Raw genomic sequence first — 23,189 nt, 5'->3', positions numbered from 1 at the left:
TGTTCAAAAACATATTAAAAGTTATGATGTGCAGTGCATTAGATAAATTCAATAAAAATAATATCATGAAAAAGTTAAATACATTTTTATTCATGACACTTTCCATAGTGTTCGCCCTGGCTTTTACTGCTTGTGTAGAAGACGACGATTATAATATTCCTGAATTGGAAATTACCGAGCCTGATATAACTCCTAACACAACCATTTCACTAGTTAAAGAAATGTATTCGGGAAGTTTCGTCGATTTTGATGAAGCTAACAATGGAGGCGAATTAATAATTGAAGGTTACGTGGTCTCTAATGATGAAGCTGGCAACTTATATAAAGTACTTATTATTCAGGATGCCCCTGAGAATCCTAGTGCTGCTATTCAGTTAGATGTCGATCTTACTTCCATGTTTGCACTCTACAGGCCAGGAAGGAAAATATATGTCAAATTGAATGGTTTAGGTATGGACGATATGAATGGAGTGCTTCATATTGGGGCTATCGAAGGAACTTCGGTAGGAAGAATTTCTGCCTTTGATTATACCAATTATATTATTCGCTCGGCTGAAGTTGCAACGATTGTTCCTAAAGTAATTACTCCTTCTGAATTTAATGATAGTTATATTAACATGTTGGTACAAATTGATGATATGCAATTACGTAGCGAGGAAGTTGGGCAGCCTTATGGATATCCCGATAATACTTTTACGATAAATCGTTATCTAAAAAACTGTAATGATGATTCTGAAACTATTTTAAGAAATAGTGGGTTTTCAGATTTTAAAAATCAGATGTTTCCAGAAGGAAGAGGCTCGGTTGTAGCCATTTTTAGTAAGTATAATGCAGATTATCAATTATTTATTCGTGATACTAATGATGTGATGTTCGATAGTGATCGTTGCGATCCTTTATTTGAAGAAACTTTTAGTGCGGCTGTAGATAATACGACTTTAGATTTGCCAGGCTGGACGAATTTTGTCACTGAGGGTACTGAACTTTGGACGGAGCAGGTGTTTAGTGGTAATGGTTATGCCGAATTAAACCCTTATAATTCTGGAGATGCAACAGTGGTATCTTGGTTAATAACACCAGGCATAGATTTAGATACTCAGGAAGGCGAATTGTTGTCGTTCCAGACGGAGCATGCATATCCTGATTCAGGTCATGATCCATTGGCTGTTTTAATTTCAACAGATTTTGATGGTACAACAGCGGGTATTGCCACAGCCACTTGGGAGCCTTTAACATTCGATGTTAGTTATAAAGTAGATTATGGTGAGTGGTACAGTTTTACAGATTCAGGAGCTATAGATTTATCAAGTTATTCGGGGATGGCTTATATCGCTTTTAGATATACGGGCAGCGATACTGGGAATCAAAATATGACCTTACATGTCGATAATGTAAAGGTATATGTGCCTTAAATATTATCTTATTACAAGGAAAAAGACTGCTAATTGGCGGTCTTTTTTATTTAATTCTTTTTGAGAATAGCATACACTGGAAAATGATCGCTGTAACCGCCATGGTATTTTTTACCTACGTAAGTTCTAAAGGGAGAACCTTTAAATTTTCCTTTGAATTGCTTAAGAAAATCTACATCAAAAATATCGGCCGTTTCGTATTCTAATGCATTGGTTGTTGTTGCTATAAAATTACTTGTGAAAAATATCTGATCGAACAAAAACCACTGCCGGTTATGTAATACTGTACCACGACTAAACGAACGTAGGGTATTCATAGGGTTATATAAATTGAAATTGTTAACTAGGTTTTTAATACTTTGGTTCGAGGGGTTATCGTTAAAATCGCCCATCACAATAATTTTAGCATCCGAATTCTGGGTTTGTAAAGAGTCTATAATCTCTGCAACCTTTTCAGAAGACACTAAGCGTTTTTGTTCGGTTTCTTTTTCACCTTCATGGCGTGAAGACCAGTGATTAACAATAATATGAATATAGTCACCATGCAAGGAGCCTGAAACGAGCAGAATATCCCGAGTGTAGTCTGGAGTGCCATCGGCATGTTCTAAATAAATGCTAAAGGTATCGGTAGTGTCTATTTTAAACATGTCTGCGTTATATATCAACGCCACGTCGATACCACGTTCATCAGGAGAATTATAATGTACATAGTTGTAATTATAGGATTTTAAGTGCTCGTAGTTTATTAAATCTTCTATGACTTTGGCATTTTCAACTTCAGCTAAACCCATTACAGCCGGTGGTTTTCCAGTTTCTAATCGACCAATATTAGCAATGGTAAAGCTTAATTTTCTTAGCTTATTATCATAGCGATTGGGAGTCCACTTTTTAGCCGAAATTGGAAGGAAATCATTATCATTCGTGCGTTTGTCGTCATATATGTCAAATAGATTTTCAACGTTATAAAAACCTATTGTATGCAAATCGGGGCGCTCAGGAGCATCTTCGAAATTATCCATCTAAATTCATTAATCTGAATTAAAAATATAAAAATTAAAATGATTGCAATTATGTAACTTTGTACATTAATTATTTTTTATGCTAGAGAAGAAAGATATTTCATTAGAAAAGGCAGTTTTAGTGGGTGTCGTAACCAGGGAACAAGATGAAGCTAAATCTAAAGAATATTTAGATGAATTAGAATTTTTAACCTACACGGCTGGCGGTGAAGTTGTAAAACGCTTTACACAGAAAATGGATATGCCTAATCCGAAAACCTTTATCGGGACAGGTAAAATGGAGGATGTAAAAGCATTTATAGATGAGAATGATATAACCACAGCTATTTTTGATGACGAGTTATCCGCAGCGCAGGAGCGTAATATTAGTAAAATATTAGAATGTAAAGTATTAGATAGAACGAATTTAATTCTGGATATTTTTGCACAACGAGCTCAAACAAGTTATGCAAGAACTCAGGTTGAACTAGCCCAATGTGAGTATTTATTACCGCGATTACGAGGGATGTGGACGCACCTTGAAAGACAAAAGGGGGGTATTGGAATGCGTGGTCCAGGTGAAACTGAAATTGAAACCGACCGCCGTATTGTTCGTGATAAAATTGCTTTATTAAAAGAACGTATTAAAACCATCGACAAGCAAATGTCCGTGCAACGTGGTAATCGAGGCTCTATGGTGCGTGTCGCTTTGGTGGGATATACTAACGTAGGGAAATCTACCCTAATGAATGTTATTAGTAAAAGTGAGGTATTTGCGGAAAATAAGTTGTTTGCAACTCTGGATACAACGGTTAGAAAAGTTGTTATACAAAATCTACCTTTTTTATTAAGTGATACCGTTGGGTTTATTCGAAAGTTGCCAACCCAGTTGGTTGAAAGTTTTAAAAGTACCTTGGATGAGGTAAGGGAAGCCGATTTGCTACTTCATGTGGTTGATATTTCACATCCTAATTTTGAAGAGCATATCGAATCGGTAAACAAAATTTTAGGAGAAATAGATAGTATTAATAAGCCTACCATCATGGTTTTTAATAAAATCGATGCCTATAAAGCGGAGCCTTTCGATGATGAGGATGTAGAAATGGAACGTACCGAAAAACATTATAGTTTAGAGGAATGGAAAAAAACCTGGATGAATAAAATAGGGGAAAATGCCTTGTTTATTTCAGCCATTAATAAGAGTAATCTCGAAGATTTTAAAAAACGCGTATATGATGAGGTTCGTGAAATTCACGTAACCCGATTCCCTTATAATAAGTTTCTTTATCCAGATTACGATGGAAACACTATAGAGTAAAAGAGTAATCTAAAAATACCGCCCCAATGAAACTATTAAAATCCCTTTTAAAAAGTAAATGGTTAAAGCGGTTAGCAATTGCGGGTATTGCAGTCGTTGCTTTTTTTGCTGTTATTTATGGTAGCGTTTACCTGGGTGTTTTTGGAAAAATCCCTACTATCGAAGATTTAAAGGCTATACAACAGGCAGAAGCCACGCAGGTGCTAGATAGGAATGGCGAATTAATTGGTAAATTCTACATTTACGACAGGCAACCACTAACCTATAATGACTTTCCTAAGCATCTAATTGATGCATTGGTAGCGACAGAAGATGTTCGGTTTTTCGAACATGATGGTGTCGATAATGTTAGTTTACTCCGTGTATTTATAAAGAATATTATTCTTCAAGATAAATCGGCTGGAGGTGGAAGTACTATAACACTTCAGTTGGCAAAAAATCTTTTTGGTCGCCGTAAGTATGTTATGTTGAGTATGCTAATTACCAAGTTTAAGGAAGCCATTATAGCAAAACGAATGGAAGAAATCTATTCAAAGGAAGATATTTTAACTTTATATCTTAATACGGTGCCGTTTCCAGATAACACCTATGGAATAGAGAGTGCAGCCCTGAAGTTTTTTAATAAACCTGCTTCTGAATTAACATATCCTGAAACGGCAACACTTATTGGAACACTTAAGGCAACCCATTATTTTAATCCGAGATTGTATTCAGAACGTAGTGTAGGTCGCCGAAATGTGGTATTACAGCAAATGCTTAAATACAATTATATAAGGGAAGATTCATTACAAGTTTATTCGGAAACACCTTTGGTTTTAGATTATACTTCTTATAGTCATGATATGGGGCTGGCACCTTATTTTAGGGAATCAGTAAAAAAGCAATTAAAAACGGTTTTAGATACTCTAAAAAAACCTGATGGAACGTCTTACGATTTATATCGAGATGGTTTGGTAGTGTATACCACTTTAGATAAAACCATGCAGGCTATGGCGGAAGCAGCTATGAAAGAACATCTTTCCAAACTACAGTTGCAGCATGAAAGGGCTTATGGGGCGTCTGCACCATGGTTAACAGATAAAAATATGTTGAATGCTGCGATGAAAAATTTATCGATCTATAAAACCTTCAAGAAACAAGGACTTTCCGATGAACAAATTAAAGACTCCCTAGCCGTAAAGCGTCAGGTTGAATTGTTTAATTGGTCTGGCGATACCATCGATAATGTTACAGTTTTAGACAGTTTAAAACACTTTATGAAGTTTTTAAATACAGGCATGTTATCCGTTGAGCCATCAACGGGCGCTATTCGAAGCTATATTGGTGGTATTGATTATCAATTTTTTAAATACGACCATGTATCTCAGAGTAAGCGCCAGGTAGGATCAACCTTTAAACCTTTTGTTTATACAGCGGCTATTGAGCATGGTATGAAGCCCTGTACTTATTTTTCATTGTCAGAGGTAACTTATACAAATTTTGAGGACTGGACTCCAACGAATTCTGGTAAAGAAGAGGAAGTTGAGCATCTTAATTACAATCTTGAAACAGCTTTGAGTAAATCTGTAAATACCATTGCTGTGAAAGTTTTAAATAAGGTTGGGATTCCAAATACGATAGATCAGGTAAATAAACTAGGAATCGAAACAGCATTGCCCAAAGAGCCATCTTTAGCATTAGGTGTTGCTGAAATAAATCTTAAAGATTTAACAGGAGCCTATACGAGTTATGTTAATGAGAGTAAGCCCGTAAGACCTTATGCTATTTCAAAAATTGAAGATAAACATGGCAATGTCATAGCGGCGTTTAAACCAGAAATATTGGAGCCAGCTTACAGTGATTATACAAGACAAATAATGCTTAAAATGATGCAAGCTACTGTTAATTCTGGTACAGCAACAAGATTAAGGTCTAGTTATAACCTTAGTAATGCCATTGCTGGTAAAACAGGAACGACTCAGAATAATAAGGATGGTTGGTTTGTGGGAATTACTCCTAAATTAGTCACAGTAACGTGGGTTGGTAATGATAATCATGCCATTGGTTTTAAAAATACAGGGATAGGTCAGGGGGCAAATTCGGCATTGCCTTTATTTGCTAGGTTTTATCAGAAATTGAATAAAGACGACTCGTTTAACAATATTACTAAAGCGCATTTTGAAGATATACCAGATGAGGTCTTGAAAGATTTAAATTGTGACCCTGAAAAGAAGGATGGATTTTTTAAACGCTTGTTTGGTGGTAGTAAAAAGAAAAAATTCCGAATAGATGATTAGAATAAAAAACCCCTTAAGAAAAACTTAAGGGGTTTTTATTATTTATTTAAACGTATTACTATTCGTTTTCTTCGCTAATGGTAGCGGGTTTTACAGAGGCATCGTGTGCATTGTAATACTCTTCAAGTAAGTTCATAGTAGCGTTTAATAAATCTTTAGTTTCTAATAGTAAACTAAAGTAAAGCGTTGTGTTTTTCGGGCTCGATTCTTCCGTACGAGTTCGTTCAACTTGTTTTTGAATTTTGTTAGAAACCAAAGATGTTATTTCTTGTTTTCTACTTAGAATAACACCAATTTCATCAAATGATTGGGTCTCGAATGCTTGTTTGGTATTATTGAATAATATTTCAAAGCGTTCGTCAACCTCCTTAAGTTCTTTTATTTGATTAAACTTAAGTTTTTTATGGTTGTTCTGAACATGTTTATGGCTCACTTTAGTAATATATTCTAAAGATTGAGTCATATCCTGAAGGTATCCTAAAATGTGGATGTAGAAATTACTAGCCCCAATGCTCGATTCATCTAAGTTCTTAATAAAATAGAAGATGTTGTCTCTAAGTTCGTCAACCTCGCTAGAAAGTTTTACTATTTGTTTTTTATTCTTTTTAAGTAAAACTAGATCTTGTTTTGCAAGACCATTAATAGCATTGGTGTATACACGATTACCACGTTTTACAACATTGGCTATGTTGCCAGCACTTTCTAATATAACACCCTGTATTGAGCTGCTTTCTGCTTTTGTTAAAGTGTCTTCTGCCTTTGCTTCTTTTGCTTTTTTACTATGAGCAACAGAACTTCTTATTAATAGTACAATAGCAGCTAGCAATAAGATAGGGAACATGACTTTTAAATTCAAGTTTAATAAGTATGCTACTAATGCTGAAGCAATAAAGGCACTAAGCGCTGTAAAAAACCATCCCCCAATGACGTTGATTACTCCTGCTACACGATATACTGCGCTTTCTGCTCCCCAAGCGCGATCGGCTAATGAAGTTCCCATAGCGACCATAAAGGTTACATAAGTAGTTGAGAGTGGTAACTTATATGACGTAGCAATGGAGATTAATACAGCAGCTACCATTAAGTTCACTGCCGCACGAACTAAATCGAAAGCAGGGAGGTCAATTTTTTTGTCTTTACCTACTACGATTACAGGTTGTTCAAATTGTTTGTCGATTTTAGCTTGCCAGGATTCGGGTAAGATATATGAGGACATCTGAGACATTAAAACCGCAAATCTTACGAAACTTCTAGATAAATAATTTGGTTGGAAACGTTCTTTAGTTTCTCCTTGACTAGATAAATCTAATGAGGTTTTTACAACATCCTTAGATTTTGAAGAAAACCATAAAGTAAGAACCATTACTAAACCAGCTCCAAAAAGGAGTATATTATTTGTTGGTACTTTTGCTGCTAAAACATCCATAGGGAAGTCTGCTGCAGCAATACCAGAAGCAGACCATTCGTTAAAGGCATTGTATGCGGCTACCGGAACCCCTATAAAGTTTACTAAGTCGTTACCGGCGAAAGCCAATGCTAAAGCAAAGGTTCCTACGATAATAATGAGTTTGTAGATATTAGTTTTAGCAAAAACAATGAGGGCGTAAGATAATAGCGACCAAAAAGCAAAGCTAACTGCGATTATCGGTAATACATTGGTTTCTAAGAAATCGCTCATTTTAAGGCCTCCCAATAAGTCAAATTTTTGACTTGCATAAGAGGTGCCTTTTAGTCCTTTCATAAATATGAAGTAGGTAATAGAGGTTAAGGCTATACCTCCAAAAAGAGCACCTACCCAATTCGCTTTCTTCTCAAAATTATAAGAAAGTAATAATCGCGATACCCATTGCACGGCGGCTCCAATTGAGAAAGCTACTACAACAGACAAGAGAATACCAAAAATTATTTGGGAGGCTTTGGAAGTGTTGATATATCCAATAAGATCGCTGAAATTTCCATTGTCATGTCCTATTTTTATTAGGGCAATGGCAACGGCAGCTCCAAGTAATTCAAATACAATAGAAACTGTAGTTGAAGTAGGCATCCCTACTGAGTTAAAGAAATCTAACAGTAAAATATCGGTAATCATTACTGCCATGAAAATAATCATGATTTCGTTGAACATGAATTCACCAGGGTTAAAAATCCCTTTACGGGCAACTTCCATCATACCACTGGAAAATACGGCTCCAACGGCAACACCAAGACTCGCAACAATCATAATTGTTTTAAATGATATTGCTTTAGAACCTATAGCAGAATTTAGAAAGTTAACCGCGTCGTTACTTACACCAACTACTAAATCGGCAATGGCAAGTAGCGCTAAGGCTATAATCATGTATAAATATATATTCTCCATAATGAATTTTAAATAGTTTGCAAATATCTAAAGTATGACATAAAATTATGTTATCTAATTGTTATATTTTTTAAAAGTGAACATCCACTTGTAAACGGTACATTAATTGGTTATTTTTCTCTTGAATATCTAAATAACTTATATCTGTTTGTACTTTTAGTTTATGTCCTACAATATACTTAGAAAGACCCAATGAATATTGTTTTTTAGGATTTTTTCCAGTTATATTAATATTTAATTCTGAGTTCGTATATCGACCGGTTAATTCCCAATTGGAAGGAAATAAATATCCAGTCATGATATTATAAGCACTTCCTACGTTTACAACATCGCCTGTAGGAGTTCCATCAGAATTCAAAGCGATTGGATTATCAGAATCTCGCTTTGCATATTCTGCCATTAAGGAATAACCTTTATATTTAAACATAGCGTCTGCAAAAATGGTAGTAATGTTGGTTTCAAATAAACCGGCGCCATCATCTATTTTCATATAATTACCAAGATTACTTCTGGTTCTTACGGCATTGTTGTTAAAATCGTAACTCGCAGCTACTGATAATTTTGGTTTTTTCTCCCGTGTTAGACCAGCACCTTTATAATCGCCTTTACCATTAAATTTTCCGAAAGGTAATAATTCTACGCGTCCCGTATATTGAAATCCACCTAAGTTTCCGCTTGTAACATTACGACCTTCTCCCTGAGATAGAGAAAATATTTCATTCATAATAAAGTTTTTATAAAGCTTTGTTGTGTGCCTTAATTGAATGCCTATATCACGATCGATGTTAAATTCTGAATTCAGTATGGAGCGATCAACCATTTGAAGATCGGCAGATGAAATAACACGTTCTCTGTTACCAGGAAGTTTGGTTTGCCCTACCCACAGTACAAAGTTTTCATAGAAATTCCATTTTAATACCGCATCCATAATGTGTCTGGAGGTATTTCTGGTGTATTCACTACCTCCCGCTATATCACGGTTTGCAAGACCTAATTCAAATTTATATTTAAGTTTTGGAGATAAAATCCACCCATCAAGTTTTAATCTGGAACGTCTAATTAAGAAGTTGGTTTCTGGAGATGCACCATCTTCCCATACTCCAATACCCAGCGTTTGAAAACGTAAGCCCATTTTCATAGTCCATGTACTGTCTTTTCCAGTCAGGTTTAAAATTCCTTTTCCAAACTTAGGAGATATTACTTCTTGGGCACAAAATGTGCTGGTAGCCAATAATAATATGGCCAAAAACTTTAGATTTAGTTGCATTGTATTTATCAATTTTTGTCGGTGGCAAAGAAATATCTTTAATGTTAACTTAATGTTTCCTAATAGTTATCAATACGTCAAAAAAAAAAGACTACCAGGGCCCTGGTAGTCTCGTTAGAAATCATAATAATGTAGTCGACAAAAACTAATAAATTATATGAATACTAAATGGTTTGTCTTAAGACTTAGCAAATATCAACGATTTACGTAATTAAATTGTAATGCTAATATTAACTAATTATTAATAATATAATGAAGGGTTTAATGTTGTAATTGATTGCTGTATAAATGGCCGCAGAGCAATGTTAAATTAATGTTACCAAAGTGTTGTGTTAAAGTTGTCTTAGTTGTATCTTTGAGATATAATGTTAAAAACCCCATAATTATGAAGAATTTATTGATTTTAAGTTTTGCCTTTTTAATTACTGCGGTATCTTTTGGTCAGCAAAAGAGAGATTTAAAATTTAACAAGGAAACCAATTTAATTGAAGTGGTTTACTATCATGACAATGGAGCTGTAAGTCAAACAGGATTTTACACTACAGATGGTAAACTACAAGGAGAATGGTTAAGTTTTAGCGCAGAAGGTAAAAAAACGATTTCTGGTAATTATGATAATGGTAAAAAAGTCGGCAAATGGTTCTATTATAATACCGATGGAACTGTAAAAGAAGTAGATTATAACGATAATGTTATAGCTAATTTAAAGGAGCATGAGGTTAAAAAGAACCAAGGGCTTTAAAAATAAATTATAAGAATAAAAAAAGCATCCCATTGGGATGCTTTTTTTGTAATAAGATTTTGATTTATTTATAATTTAATAACTACAAAATTTTGATTTGCCCAAGAGAAAACAGATAGGTCGGCTCCAACTCCTGTTTTCGTACTTATGGTGTTGTCGGCGGGTACAGTTATACCATCAGTAATTTCAGTAACAGTACCATTAATTTCTCCACCTACTTTGTCAGCCCCAACAGATCCTTGAGACACAGCATTTGTAATAGTTACTGTACCATTCCCTTTGTCGTCGTTTGTGTCAATTCTATTTCCAAAAGAAGCATTACCATAAGCAGCGAATAAAATATTGTCTATAGTTGCAACAGTGCCTCTTCTAATTTCCGCACCAGCTTTTAAAGCCACATCTGGGTTAAGATTTAAGATGGTTACATTTTTTAATGTAGGCATAGAAATTGGAGCAGCAGTAGGATCGGAGCTATTGCTATCTCCTTCAAGACCTCTTGGGTCTTCACTAGCCGCATCGAATCCATCGTTACGAACACCAAAAGCATTGTTTATGGTTCCAGAGTAGCCCTCTGTCCAGTCGAACATATCGTCAGCGATATTAGCACAGTAAACGTTTGTTACATCAACAGTGCCTCCAAAGAACTCAACGCCATCATCGTTACCATTGCTTACAATAATGTTGTTTACAGTAGTTCCGTTACCAACACCGAAGAAAGAGATTCCGTTAAATTCTTGCTCACCATTAATTTTAGCTCCAGTATATTCAGCGATTACATAGCTTAATTCGCCTGAGTTATCGGTGTCGTCAGTACCACCGTATAATAAACCAGCAACCTCAGATTGGACGTCTGTACCTTTGTTACTTTTTGCTTTACCAGCAATAACTAATCCGCCCCAGTCACCAGCTTTAGGGGAAGCAGCATCAGATGTAAATATAATCGGATCAGAGGCCGTTCCTTTTGCGATTAATTTCGCTCCTCTTTCAACAGCAATAAAAACGTCGGTTCTACCACTTTTAGCTTTAATTACGGTTCCTGGCTCGATGGTTAGAGTTGCGCCCTCTTTTACGGTTAAAGAGCTGGTTAGGGTATATTCAATAGAAGCTAATAATGTAGCGTCCTCAGTAATATCACCTTTTAATTCATTACCAATGATTGGTCCTTCTCCATTACCTGGATCTATAGTTCTATTATCATCGTCGCTTGAACATGAGAAGATTGAAGCTGCAATCGTAACTATTAATAAGTTTTTTAAGTTTTTCATTTTGTTTTTATTTTCCTAGTTTTTATTACTCTGCAAATTAAAGTCACAGTTTTAAATCTAATTTGAAGCTAATATTAGTATTAGGTTAAGAAATTCTCGCAATGTTAAATTAGTGTTTATTATGACTTTATGTTATTTTTAGAGTAAGACCCCTCTAGAATATTTATCATGGTTAGAGGGGGTAAATTGATATCTTTAGAAATTATAATTCGTAAGCGATTCCCAGAGAGAAAGATGTTCCTCTTTTGTATGAATTCATAGTAAGCTTTTCTGGAATATCTCTATACCTATCAAAACTTGGATTTAAAATATTTTTCACATTAAATTTCATTCCTAAGTTTTGATTGAATTTATGACTGAATACAAAGTCTAATATTGGAACTCCTTTTTCAATGATATTTTCTTTAAAATTAGTACCAATACTGTACACTTTATCGCTTTGATAGTTGAAAACTAAAGTAGACATTGTTTCTTTTTCATTAATATTAAATCTATATGAAACATCTGCATTTAAAGTAAGTGGAGCAGCACCTTCTAGTTCAGAACTATCTCCTGTATAGTTGAATAATGTATTAGCTATGTTGAACTTAAGTTGTGTTTTCATTAAAGTAGCGTTGCCACCTAATGAAAGATATTGAGTTTTCTCATCGTCAGATTCAATAGATAATAGATCGACTTTACCTTCTAATTCTAATCCAAATACTGTAGCATCTCCAGAGTTGTCAAAAGTAAAGTCTCTTTCAATAGCAGAATTTCTTTCTAAACGGTTGATAGAATTTTGGATTAATTTCCCAAATATTCCAATAGATACTAATTCATTTTTATTAGGGAACATTTCAAACTTCAGTTCTCCATTATAATTATCAGAAGGTAATAATGCGGGATTTCCACTTTCTTGATAGTTAATTCCCTCGTAAGTAAACGGTGCAATTTCTTTAAATTGAGGATAGGTATAAGTTTTACTCCCTGAAGCCCTTAGATTGATTTTGTCGTTTAGCTGATATTTTATGTTCCCTGTGGGTAAAAAATATTGTTTGTTTAAAGCAATTTGGCTGTTATCTGAAAAACCAGGAAAACTAATATTGGTATCCCATTCTACATCCATTTTAATATCTTCTGCTCGTAAACCAATATTTGCTGATAATTTATCATTGAAGTTATAAACGACATCAATATATGCTGCGTGAATAGTTTTTTTAGCATCATATAATTGCGGTAAATATGTTTCAGGGTCTTCACTATTTCTTCCGCGAGAGGTCTCAACTCCGAATACGCCATAATCTAAATTATTTTGGTTGAAAGTAGCGTCTAAATTATTAGGATTAACGAATGTTATTCTTGGATTAGCGAAGTTGTGGTCAAAATAGATACCATCAAACTTTCTATCTGTGATGCTTCCGTTATAACCTAAAGTAACATTTCCTTTGTTTTCATAACGTTCACCAAAATACTTAATGGCATTTAAGTTACCAGCGATACTATTTTCAAAGAGATTTCCGTAAAACCTACTATTATCTCTTACAGCATTTTGTGAAATTCTAGTGGTATTAGCATTGTTATCAATGATGAAAGTGTTTTTCCTTCTATCTGGTTCATCATTATAAATGGTATTGTAACTTAATGCAGCATTAATATCTAGTGATTCACCAAATTTATTTTCAGACATCAATTGATTTACAAACAGTTTGTTTTGTATTTCTGTTTGTAATATTAGGTTAACTAATCTGTTATCGTCTTCAGGGCGTCCTATGTCGGTAGTTGTCCCAAGGAAATCTTCTATTTTTTGTGAATTTGAATGTACGAATAAGTGATTGTAACTTAATCTGTGGTTGTTGTTTATTTTGTAAGATACGTTGCCCATTAACATTTTTGAGGCACCGTAGTTATAAGTTTTTGTGTCAAAAATAGAACCAACATTGAGAGAACCATCATCATTAATATCTACAATGGCGTCTGAGGTTCCTTCTTGGTAAGTATAATTGTTATCAAACGACCCAACTAAAAAGAAACTTATATTGCTTTCATCAGATAAGGTGAATTTTCTACCGTAATTAATAGATAGACCTATGTTTGGGTTTGCTGTTCCTGAGTTTGGAGTAAAGCTGTTATCGAAGCTGTAGATGTTTAGGTTTCTAACGTTGTGATGGGTGTTAGGATTAATTCCAAACCAGTTTGCGCCATCAATAGTTTTAAAATCTTGAAAAGTAGTTAGCGTATTACCTCCAGTTGAAAGGCTCACTTTAAATAATGATTTTTCGCTTGTTATCTTACTAATAATATCTACACTGGCCCCAGCAACATCAGAAGACATATAGGAAGAAAAAGATTTTCCAATACCAACACTCTCTATTATATCTGAGCTAAATAGTGCTAAATCTATATTTTTATTTCTAGGGTCATTTGAAGGTAAAGGTAATCCGTTAAGTGTTGTATTGTTATATCGGTCTCCCAATCCTCTTACATAGATTTTACTTGAGCCTTCTTGACTATTAACCCCAGTAACTTTTAATGTTGCTCCAGCAGCATCTGAAACAGCTTTTTTGCTTAATTCCTGTGCGCCAATGGCAGTTTTAATAACAACGGCTTTCTTCTGCTCTAATAATAATGCGGATTCACTTTCCCGTTTACTAGTGGTTGTAATAATAACTTCGTCTAAAGAGGCCGCACTGGCGCCCATAAGAACGTTAAATTCGGTTACTTTACCAGGTACTACAGTAACAGGTAGTTCTTGAGTTTCATAGCCTACGAAACTAAAAATTAAAGTATAGTCACCAGCTTCTAAATTGTCTAATTGATATAAACCATCAAAGTCTGAAGTGGTTCCTTTTGTAGTGCCTTTTATAATAACATTGGCAAAAGCCAAAGGCTCATTGTTATATTCTTTATCAGTAAGTTTACCAGCAACGGAACCAGTGGTTTGGGCATATGATATTGTTGAAAAAATAACTAGCAACAATAAGGTGATTTTTTCCATTTTATTAGTTTTTATCATGCTGCAAAGAACGTTACGTTATATGAACAGGATGTTACCTAGAAGTTAAAGAATGGTAAGAACAGAGTTATCTAAATGTTATCTAAATGGGTGCTTTTTTGTAATTAAGAAACATTCATTTAACATTAGAAAGTAAGATCAGATTTTCTAAAATAGTCTGTGTGTCGATAAGAAGAGTAAGAAGGGTTAAAGCGTGTTTGGAAAAAATAGTCCTCTAAGGAAAAAGCTAAATATGCACTTCTTAGAAAATATCGAACTCTCCTTGAAACGTTGTTGCTTGTAAGGCGATTTTATGATTTTGTTGTGGGTTCCTAAAGAAGAAGTTACTAAATGAGCTACATATTAGTTTAATACTGTATTAGGGTCTTCCTCCTTTTGTGCTAAGTTTGTTAATGAAGCAATATCATTTAAAGAAATAGTGCTTGCTGCTAAACCAATTTTTAATTCTGTAGGTTCAAATGCATTTACTTTAACATGAATCTCTTTAGATTCGTATCCAATAAAGCTACAAATTAAAGTATACTCTCCATCTTGTAAATTTTCAATATAAAACAAACCAGATAAATCAGTGCTAGCTTCAATATCAGTACCTTTAACCGATACTTTTGCTAAGACTAAGGGAGCATCAGTCAATTCATTATCCATAATTTTGCCCACAACCATTCCAGTGTTTTGAGCAAATAATGTGCTTGAAATAAACAAAGATGCAATAAAGAAAAATACTTTCATTTGGTGTTTTTATATGCTATTGCAAATTAATAACTTATGTCTTTTCTAAATGTTACCTAATTGTTAAGTAAGGATGATTTTTGTGTTACTTAAATGAGAATCTGATATATAGAATAGTTCATGACAATGCAAATTATACCAGTAAATTAATATGAATTTAATTATCTTGCCAACATAAAAATTAACAATGAACTGGGAGCAACTGTTGTCTTTAAAGCGCTTTGGCGATACTAATAAGCGAATAAGAAAAGAACAAGATGAAACACGATTAGGTTTCGAAGTCGATTACGATCGAATCATATTTTCTTCAGAATTTAGAAGTTTACAAGATAAGACTCAGGTTATTCCGTTATCTGAAACCGATTTTGTTCATACCCGTTTAACGCATAGTCTAGAAGTTAGTGTGGTAGGCCGGTCTCTTGGGCGATTGGTAGGTAAAAGATTGTTAGATAAACATCCGCATTTACAAAATGTTCATGGCTATCAGCCAAACGACTTCGGGGCCATTGTTGCCGCTGCCGCTCTGGCACATGATATTGGGAATCCCCCTTTCGGACATTCCGGTGAAAAGGCCATAGGCGAATTTTTTATAAATGGTGAAGGTGCCGAATATAAGGACCAGTTAACGGCTAAAGAATATCAGGATTTATGTGATTTTGAAGGGAATGCTAATGGGTTTAAAATTTTAACCGAAACGAGAGATGGTAAGCAGGGTGGACTCCGATTAAGCTACGCGACACTCGGGGCTTTTACTAAATATCCTAAGGAGTCACTACCTAAGAAACCTACTAAACATATTGCCGATAAAAAATATGGCTTTTTCCAAAGTGAGAAAGATGCTTATGTAGATATTGCTGGTGAACTGGGACTTATTAAACGAAGTGAAACTGATTTGAGTTTTGCTCGACACCCTTTGGCTTATTTGGTTGAAGCTGCCGACGATATTTGTTATACCATCATCGATTTTGAGGATGGTATTAACCTGGGATTAATCCCAGAAGATTATGCTTTAGAGTATCTTTCAAAAATAATACGACATAGCATTCGCCCGGAAAACTATTATGCTCTTACTACCAAGCAAGATCGTGTTGGTTATCTACGTGCTTTGGCTATAGGGTCTTTAATTAATGAAGCGGTCGATATTTTTATGACCTACGAAGATGTTATTCTTAATGGCGATTTCGACTGTGCGTTGCTAGATAAAAGTCAGTACGATGCACAGATTAAAGATATCATTAAAATAAGTGTCGAAAAAATATATCAGTCAACCGAGGTCATTGATAAGGAAATTGCAGGTTACGGGGTAATTAATACGCTGCTAAGCACCTACACCAAAGCGGTAAATAACTATTTTTACGGTACGGCTTCTAATTATGACAAACTCATTATAAAGGGCTTACCTAAAAATTTACATTATAATAGTGATAGTTTGTATCAACGTTTGTCAAGCGTGTGTTTTTATGTGTCGTTGCTGTCCGATAGTAAAGCCATTTTAGATTATAAAAAAATAAAAGGAATTACCTTTTAATATATTTAGGCGTTACCACAAGGGTCGGGCTTTTCGCTATATCTTTTGCATAAAATGCAAAAGGATGTCGCTGCAATCCCTAACGCAAAATTCTGTTTGCTATAGAAACTTATTAAAATAAAGTTTTAGGCTTTCAACATCTAAGCCTATGGATTCTTGTAATTCGTCAACACTGCCGTGTTCAATAAATATATCGGGAACTCCTAATGTTTTTATCGTGGTTTTATAGTTGTGGGTTGCTGCAAATTCTAAAATAGCACTTCCAAAACCACCTTTTACCGTGTTGTCTTCTACAGTTACAATAGTGTCATGCTGGTTAAAAATATCGTGTAGTAAACCTTCATCTAATGGTTTAACAAAGCGCAAATCATAATGTGAAATATTTCTATTTTCAATAGCATCATTTACATTTTTTGCAATGGTTCCAATACTTAAAACAGCGAGTTTATTTCCTTTTTTAAGTTCAACACCAGTGCCTATTTCAATGTTTTCAAAAGGTTGTTTCCAATCTTCAGTAATACCTCGGCCACGGGGGTAACGTATTGCAATAGGATAGTCTAATCCTAATTGAGCTGTATACATAATATTGCGTAATTCGATTTCATTTCGCGGCGCAAAAATTATGAGGTTAGGAATACATCGTAAATAGGATAAATCGTAAACACCATGGTGGGTAGCCCCATCGGCACCTACAAGCCCGGCACGATCTAAACAAAAAATAACTGGTAAATTTTGTAGCGCCACATCATGAATTATTTGGTCGTATCCGCGTTGTAAAAAAGTAGAGTAGATATTACAAAACGGAATTAAACCTTGTGTGGCCATTCCAGCAGCTAGGGTAACGGCATGTTGTTCGGCAATGCCGACATCAAAGGCACGGTCTGGCATCTCGGCCATCATATATTTTAATGAACTACCAGTAGGCATAGCAGGTGTGATGCCTACAATTTTTTTGTTTCGTCTGGCTAATTCTAAAATAGTATGGCCAAAAACATCCTGGTATTTAGGGAATTTTGAAACAGTTTTAGCGATAAGTTCTCCTGTGTGCGAATCGAATTTTCCAGGTGCATGGTATTTTACCTGATCTTCTTCAGCCTGTCTTAAACCTTTGCCTTTTGTAGTAATTATATGCAAAAACTTAGGGCCTTTAATTTTTTTTAAGCGTTTAAGTTCTTTAATTATTGCATTAATATCATGTCCGTCTATAGGGCCAGAGTAATCAAAGTTCAAGGCCTTAATAATATTATTTCGCTTTTGGGTACCTTTTTTTACATTGGTCAGATACATTTTTAGAGCACCCACACTCGGATCAATACCAATAGCATTATCGTTTAGAATAACCAATAGGTTGGCATCTGTTACGCCGGCATGATTTAAGCCTTCAAAAGCCATACCCCCAGCAATAGAAGCATCACCAATTACAGCAATATGTTGTTTGTCTGTATCACCTTGTAAATTGGAGGCTATGGCCATACCTAGTGCTGCCGAAATTGAAGTGGAGGCGTGTCCAACGCCAAATGAGTCATAAACACTCTCATCACGTCTTGGAAAACCGCTAATTCCGCCCCATTGTCTATTGGTGTGAAATAGGTTCTTTCTTCCTGTTAATATTTTATGGCCATAAGCTTGATGACCAACATCCCAGATTAATTGATCGTCAGGCGTATTAAATACATAGTGCAAGGCAATAGTTAGTTCTACCACCCCTAAACTTGCCCCTAGGTGGCCTTCTTTGGTGGCTACAATGTTTATGATGAATTCACGAAGTTCATTGGCCAGTAGAGGCAGATCCGTTTGATTCAACAAGCGAACATCACCAGGTGTGTTTATTTGATTTAATAGCTTATGCATTGTAGTGCAAATGTACCACTTGAATTGCCATAAACAAACAACAAATATTAAGAGATGAAATTGTATTTTTGAAATTCAATATCAAAACAACTTAGCATGATGCAGCCATTCGATGACACCTATTTTATGAAAAAAGCACTGCAAGAGGCGGAAATGGCGTTTGATAAAGGAGAAATTCCTGTAGGTGCTGTTATTGTTATCGATAATAGAATTATTGCCAGAGGGCATAACTTAACCGAAACTTTAAACGATGTTACAGCTCATGCCGAAATGCAGGCTATAACGGCAGCATCTAACTTTTTAGGAGGTAAGTATCTTCAAAACTGTACACTGTATGTTACATTAGAACCCTGCCAAATGTGTGCAGGTGCTTTGTACTGGAGTCAGATTTCGAATATTGTATATGGAGCTCGTGATGAACAGCGTGGATGTTTAAATTTAAAAACCAAATTACATCCTAAAACTATTATAAAAGGTGGTGTTTTAGAAGAAGAGGCCAGTATTTTGTTAAAACGATTTTTTATAGAACGCCGGAATCTAAATTAAGACTTAATATTTGTGCTTTTTTTGATTTTCACGCATCTTATCAAGGTTCTCTTTTGTAATCATATAGTCTTTAATGTCTTTGTCCTTCCAGCGGTAATAGGCAAACAGCGGGAAAACTATAAAAAAGAGACTCATAACACCAAAGCCAACTAATTTGTTGGCATAATCAACATCTAAGGTGAAACCTAGTATGATACTGGTAAAAGCGGCAATTGCTATTATTAAAATGATGTATTTCATATTAATTGGTAAAATTAATCAATTGTTGCCTATAAGCTGTTAAAAGTTTAGATTTTGATATGTAACCATAATATTTGTCCTGTTTAATAACAGGTAAATTCCAGGCGCCACTGGATTTAAATATATCCATGATATCATTCATAGAATCGTTGTCGTAATCTATAATTGGGGTGTCGGCATGCATAAGACTTGAGGCTTCCACCGTGTCGTATAATTTAGAGTCGAACATAATATGCCGAATATCATCTAAACGAATGGCTCCTAAAAAATGACCTTCATCATTCACAACCGGGAAATGATTTCTTGACGATTTAGCAACTGCTTTGTTAAGTATATCACCAAGTTTCATATTAGGTTTTAAAATGATAAAATTTGTTTCAATAACCTTATCGATATCCAAAACCATTAGTACATTTTGGTCTTTGTCATGGGTCATTAATTCTCCACGTTCAGCTAATTTTAAAGTGTATATTGAGTGTGAAACATAGTATTTAGTAATTGAAAAGGAAATTGCAGATACAATCATTAACGGGACAAATAATTCATAACCGCCAGTTATTTCAGCAATAAGAAAAATTGCGGTTAATGGTGCATGGAGTACACCGGCCATTAAGCCAGTCATTCCTATTAGTGTGAAATTGGATTCAGATACTTCTAAATCAAATCCTATATTATTAATAATTTTAGCAAATGCATTTCCTAAGGCACTTCCCATAACCAGTGTGGGGATAAATACACCACCGACACCACCGGCACCAAAAGTGGTTGTCATGGCAATGGCTTTAAATATTGTTATCCCTAATAATAGTGCTATAACCAGCCAAATATTACTAAGGTCTAAATTAAAAGGTGTAATACCAATGGCTGCTAAATGATCTCCTTTAAGGAGATTGTTCATTATGCCGTACCCTTCACCATAAAGAGGCGGAATAAAATAGAGTAAAGTTCCTATGGCAGTACCCCCAATTAAAAGTCGTAAAGCTCGACTTTCAAATTGTTTGAAAAAATTGGTTATGGTAAAAAATACTTTCGAAAAATAAATTGAGACTACACTGGTTGCGAGTCCGAGGATAATGTAAAAAATTATATCGTTTACTTGAAATTTATCTACTAATTCAAAGCGCAACAATATATCAGTACCTAAAAACATGTACGAAGTAACGACGGCTGAAACCGAAGCAAGTAATAATGGAACCAATGATGTAAAGGCAATGTCTAAGCTAAAGATTTCTACAGCAAAAATGATGGCCGCTATAGGAGCTTTGAACATGGAGGCCATAGCGCCTGCCGATGCACAGGCAATCAAAAGCATTCTCGATTTGGCATTCATGTGAAAAAGTTGCGCGGCATTCGATCCTAAAGCAGCACCTACAGAAACCGTTGGACCCTGTAGTCCTACAGAACCACCAAATCCTGCTGTTAATGGGGCAGTTATTAGGGAAGCGTAAATATTATATCTAGGTATTATGCCGTTTAGTTTTGAAATAGCATAGAGTGTCGATGAAATTCCATGTCCGATATGCTTTTTAAGCCAAGCTTGCTTTATTATATACACCAATATTAATCCAATAATAGGAAATATGAAGTATAATGAATTTTGGTAATTTTTAAATAAATCTAATTCGAAAAGTAATCGAATGGCATGTGTTAAGTTTTTTAAAACTACGGTACCCATTCCTGCTAAAAAGCCAACAAGTATGCTAAGTATATAAACAAATTGACGCTCTGAAATATGTTTATATTTCCAGATTAGAAATTTACGCAGTAAACTTTTAAGTTTGGCAGGCATTGCATAAATTTACTAAAAATTAAACCTAAATAAATAGGTTCTTGTCATGAATTTTATTCACCTTGTAAATTAATCAATTGTCGGCGGTAGGTGGTTAAAAGCTTCGATTTTGAAATGAACCCAATGTACACATCATTTCGAACTACAGGTAAATTCCAGGCACTACTATCTTGGAATTTCTTCATAATATCGGTCATTTTATCTTTTTCAACATCGATAACTTCTGGTGCGGCTTGCATAAGTTCTCTGGCGCGAACGTCAACATATAAATCCTGATCGAACATTATCGGTCTTAAATCGTCCATTAAAATTATTCCGACCAGTTTTTTTGTCTTCGCATGAACAACCGGGAATAAATTTCTATTTGATTTAATGATGGCCGTATGAACAATTTCTCCCAAATTCATATTAGGCGTAATACAAATAAAGTTGGTTTCGATTACTTTATCAATGTTCATGAGGGTTAATACAGCATGGTCTTTATTGTGTGTGATTAATTCTCCTTTTCTTCCTAATTCCATATTATAAACGGAATGTAATTTGAAGTATTTTGTTATGCTGAACGAAATAGTAGCCGTTAGCATTAATGGAATAAATAGTTCGTATCCTCCTGTAAGTTCGGCAATTAAGAATATGGCTGTTAATGGTGCATGTAATACGCCTGCTAATAAACCGGCCATGCCTACAAGTGTAAAATTGCTTTCAGAAATTTGATTGTTAAATAAACCACAGTTGTTTATTATTTTGGCGAGACAATTACCCATAATACTTCCCATAAAGAGTACTGGGGCGAATATACCGCCAACTCCTCCGGCTCCAAAAGTAAAGGCGCTTGCTATAATTTTAAAGAACATGAGACCTAGGAGTAAAATTATTACTACCCAGATATTGGTTAAATCTAAATTAAAAATATTGTTTTCTAAAGATTTTTCAGGGACGCCAGCAATCAAGTTGTTTATAACAGCAAAGCCCTCACCATACAAAGGAGGCACTAAAAACAGCAGTAGGCCTATTCCTGAACCACCTATGAGAAGTTTTTTTACTGGAGAATCTAAAGAATCAAAAAACTTCTGAATTCGATCATATACTTCGGTGAAATAAATAGATACAAAAGCGGCTATAACCCCTAAAAGGATATAGAAAGGCGCATCTGGGAGATGAAATTTATCTTCAATTCTAAAGGGTAAAATAACATCTTCACCAAAGAAAAAGTAGGATGTTAATATAGCCGATAGAGAAGCGAGTAACAAGGGCAATAGAGATGCGAATGTTAGGTCTAAACTAAATACTTCAATGGCGAAAATAATGGCTGCTACGGGAGCCTTAAAAATAGAACTCATAGCACCAGCCGCCGCACAACCAATAAGTAAATTTCTCGTGGTTTGGTTCATGTGAAACATACGAGATATGTTAGAGCCTAATGCAGCACCGGTCGCTACCGTTGGGCCTTCTAATCCTACAGATCCCCCAAAACCAACGGTTAAAGGTGCTGTTAATATGGAACCAAACATTTGGTAACGTTTCATGATACCCTTACGTTTTGAAATGGCATATAATGTGGAAGGAATACCATGACTCACCTTATTTCGAATCACATATTTAATAATGAGGTATACTAAAGTAAGCCCGAGAATAGGGAACAAAAAATAAAAGGCATGGTGATATTCTTGTATTAACTTGCCTTCTAATAAATGCTGAATAAAATGCGTTAAGTTTTTTAAAACTACGGCGCCAACACCAGCGGTAAAACCAATAACAATACTTAAAATGTAAACAAATTGACGGAGCGATATGTGTTTCGCTCTCCAAATTAAAATTTGTTTTAATATGGTTTGTTTCGGCATTTTTAAACGGACTAAAAAATCCTGCGTTAGCAG

At 34.9% G+C, this 23,189-nt stretch carries 16 protein-coding genes; 6 read left to right on the top strand and 10 right to left on the bottom strand.

The genetic code is table 11. The features are described from left to right. Positions 1-65 precede the first annotated feature (65 nt). Complete coding sequence (locus tag H611_RS0107975; protein WP_169515988.1) at positions 66-1,412, top strand: DUF5689 domain-containing protein; 1,347 nt, start codon at positions 66-68, stop codon at positions 1,410-1,412. A gap of 50 nt (positions 1,413-1,462) precedes the next feature. Here the strand turns inward: H611_RS0107975 and H611_RS0107970 are convergent, their stop codons facing one another. Further along, positions 1,463-2,431: an endonuclease/exonuclease/phosphatase family protein gene (locus H611_RS0107970; RefSeq protein WP_027137862.1), complete on the bottom strand. Its 969-nt coding sequence runs from the start codon at positions 2,429-2,431 to the stop codon at positions 1,463-1,465. A 79-nt stretch (positions 2,432-2,510) separates the two neighbouring features. Between H611_RS0107970 and hflX the strand changes: the two genes are divergently transcribed. Then, a complete protein-coding gene (hflX, locus tag H611_RS0107965; RefSeq protein WP_027137861.1) occupies positions 2,511-3,728 on the top strand; it encodes a GTPase HflX in 1,218 nt (405 codons plus the stop codon). Between the two features lie 26 nt (positions 3,729-3,754). Beyond that, on the top strand, positions 3,755-6,004 hold the full coding sequence (locus H611_RS0107960; RefSeq protein WP_027137860.1) for a transglycosylase domain-containing protein: 2,250 nt from the start codon (positions 3,755-3,757) through the stop codon (positions 6,002-6,004). 58 nt (positions 6,005-6,062) lie between these two features. Here the strand turns inward: H611_RS0107960 and H611_RS0107955 are convergent, their stop codons facing one another. After that, positions 6,063-8,363 carry an inorganic phosphate transporter gene (locus H611_RS0107955; RefSeq protein WP_027137859.1) on the bottom strand — a complete coding sequence of 767 codons (2,301 nt, stop codon included), beginning with the start codon at positions 8,361-8,363 and terminating at the stop codon, positions 6,063-6,065. Positions 8,364-8,433: 70 nt separating this feature from the next. Next, the gene (locus H611_RS0107950) at positions 8,434-9,630 is read right to left on the bottom strand and encodes a porin (RefSeq protein WP_027137858.1); all 1,197 of its coding nucleotides are present in this window, start codon (positions 9,628-9,630) and stop codon (positions 8,434-8,436) included. Between the two features lie 385 nt (positions 9,631-10,015). On the opposite strand from H611_RS0107950, the gene H611_RS0107945 reads away from it, so the two are divergent. Next, a complete protein-coding gene (locus H611_RS0107945) occupies positions 10,016-10,372 on the top strand; it encodes a toxin-antitoxin system YwqK family antitoxin (protein ID WP_027137857.1) in 357 nt (118 codons plus the stop codon). A gap of 68 nt (positions 10,373-10,440) precedes the next feature. Here H611_RS0107945 and H611_RS14140 read toward each other — a convergent pair whose 3' ends face one another. From H611_RS14140 to H611_RS14135, 3 genes are all read right to left on the bottom strand, one after another. Continuing rightward, entirely contained in the window at positions 10,441-11,637 is a 1,197-nt protein-coding gene (locus H611_RS14140) for a hypothetical protein (RefSeq protein WP_035483671.1), read from the bottom strand. A gap of 202 nt (positions 11,638-11,839) precedes the next feature. Then, a complete protein-coding gene (locus H611_RS0107935; protein ID WP_027137856.1) occupies positions 11,840-14,611 on the bottom strand; it encodes a TonB-dependent receptor in 2,772 nt (923 codons plus the stop codon). Between the two features lie 360 nt (positions 14,612-14,971). Further along, positions 14,972-15,358, bottom strand: a complete 387-nt coding sequence (locus H611_RS14135; protein WP_051238764.1) for a carboxypeptidase-like regulatory domain-containing protein — start codon at positions 15,356-15,358, stop codon at positions 14,972-14,974. A gap of 187 nt (positions 15,359-15,545) precedes the next feature. Between H611_RS14135 and dgt the strand changes: the two genes are divergently transcribed. Continuing rightward, the gene (gene dgt, locus H611_RS0107925; protein ID WP_027137855.1) at positions 15,546-16,886 is read left to right on the top strand and encodes a dGTP triphosphohydrolase; all 1,341 of its coding nucleotides are present in this window, start codon (positions 15,546-15,548) and stop codon (positions 16,884-16,886) included. Positions 16,887-16,985: 99 nt separating this feature from the next. On the opposite strand, the gene dxs is transcribed toward dgt, so the two are convergent. After that, positions 16,986-18,737, bottom strand: a complete 1,752-nt coding sequence (gene dxs / locus H611_RS0107920) for a 1-deoxy-D-xylulose-5-phosphate synthase (RefSeq protein ID WP_027137854.1) — start codon at positions 18,735-18,737, stop codon at positions 16,986-16,988. A gap of 96 nt (positions 18,738-18,833) precedes the next feature. On the opposite strand from dxs, the gene H611_RS0107915 reads away from it, so the two are divergent. Next, positions 18,834-19,283 (top strand): nucleoside deaminase, encoded by a 450-nt coding sequence (locus tag H611_RS0107915; protein WP_027137853.1) that lies wholly within the window; start codon positions 18,834-18,836, stop codon positions 19,281-19,283. Between the two features lie 3 nt (positions 19,284-19,286). Here H611_RS0107915 and H611_RS0107910 read toward each other — a convergent pair whose 3' ends face one another. The 3 genes from H611_RS0107910 to H611_RS0107900 are packed head-to-tail and all read right to left on the bottom strand — an operon-like array spanning position 19,287 to position 23,156. Further along, a complete protein-coding gene (locus H611_RS0107910; RefSeq protein ID WP_035483669.1) occupies positions 19,287-19,523 on the bottom strand; it encodes a hypothetical protein in 237 nt (78 codons plus the stop codon). A gap of 1 nt (position 19,524) precedes the next feature. Continuing rightward, positions 19,525-21,312, bottom strand: a complete 1,788-nt coding sequence (locus H611_RS0107905; protein WP_027137851.1) for a chloride channel protein — start codon at positions 21,310-21,312, stop codon at positions 19,525-19,527. A gap of 53 nt (positions 21,313-21,365) precedes the next feature. After that, positions 21,366-23,156, bottom strand: coding sequence for a chloride channel protein (locus H611_RS0107900; protein ID WP_051238763.1), 1,791 nt, complete (start codon positions 23,154-23,156; stop codon positions 21,366-21,368). Positions 23,157-23,189 lie beyond the last annotated feature (33 nt).

It is taken from the genome of Gaetbulibacter saemankumensis DSM 17032 (assembly GCF_000425645.1).
Classification (GTDB): domain Bacteria; phylum Bacteroidota; class Bacteroidia; order Flavobacteriales; family Flavobacteriaceae; genus Gaetbulibacter; species Gaetbulibacter saemankumensis.
The sequence above is the reverse complement of the archived record's forward strand: the minus strand, read 5'-3'. Positions and strand labels throughout refer to the sequence as shown.

Coding starts and splice junctions, on each gene's coding strand:
- hflX (WP_027137861.1), top strand. CDS start 2,511: ATGCTAGAGAAGAAAGATATTTCATTAGAAAAGGCAGTTTTAGTGGGT.
- H611_RS0107945 (WP_027137857.1), top strand. CDS start 10,016: ATGAAGAATTTATTGATTTTAAGTTTTGCCTTTTTAATTACTGCGGTA.
- H611_RS0107910 (WP_035483669.1), bottom strand. CDS start 19,523: ATGAAATACATCATTTTAATAATAGCAATTGCCGCTTTTACCAGTATC.
- H611_RS0107905 (WP_027137851.1), bottom strand. CDS start 21,312: ATGCCTGCCAAACTTAAAAGTTTACTGCGTAAATTTCTAATCTGGAAA.
- H611_RS0107950 (WP_027137858.1), bottom strand. CDS start 9,630: ATGCAACTAAATCTAAAGTTTTTGGCCATATTATTATTGGCTACCAGC.
- H611_RS0107955 (WP_027137859.1), bottom strand. CDS start 8,363: ATGGAGAATATATATTTATACATGATTATAGCCTTAGCGCTACTTGCC.
- H611_RS0107960 (WP_027137860.1), top strand. CDS start 3,755: ATGAAACTATTAAAATCCCTTTTAAAAAGTAAATGGTTAAAGCGGTTA.
- dgt (WP_027137855.1), top strand. CDS start 15,546: ATGAACTGGGAGCAACTGTTGTCTTTAAAGCGCTTTGGCGATACTAAT.
- H611_RS0107975 (WP_169515988.1), top strand. CDS start 66: ATGAAAAAGTTAAATACATTTTTATTCATGACACTTTCCATAGTGTTC.
- dxs (WP_027137854.1), bottom strand. CDS start 18,737: ATGCATAAGCTATTAAATCAAATAAACACACCTGGTGATGTTCGCTTG.
- H611_RS14140 (WP_035483671.1), bottom strand. CDS start 11,637: ATGAAAAACTTAAAAAACTTATTAATAGTTACGATTGCAGCTTCAATC.
- H611_RS14135 (WP_051238764.1), bottom strand. CDS start 15,358: ATGAAAGTATTTTTCTTTATTGCATCTTTGTTTATTTCAAGCACATTA.
- H611_RS0107915 (WP_027137853.1), top strand. CDS start 18,834: ATGATGCAGCCATTCGATGACACCTATTTTATGAAAAAAGCACTGCAA.
- H611_RS0107935 (WP_027137856.1), bottom strand. CDS start 14,611: ATGGAAAAAATCACCTTATTGTTGCTAGTTATTTTTTCAACAATATCA.
- H611_RS0107900 (WP_051238763.1), bottom strand. CDS start 23,156: ATGCCGAAACAAACCATATTAAAACAAATTTTAATTTGGAGAGCGAAA.
- H611_RS0107970 (WP_027137862.1), bottom strand. CDS start 2,431: ATGGATAATTTCGAAGATGCTCCTGAGCGCCCCGATTTGCATACAATA.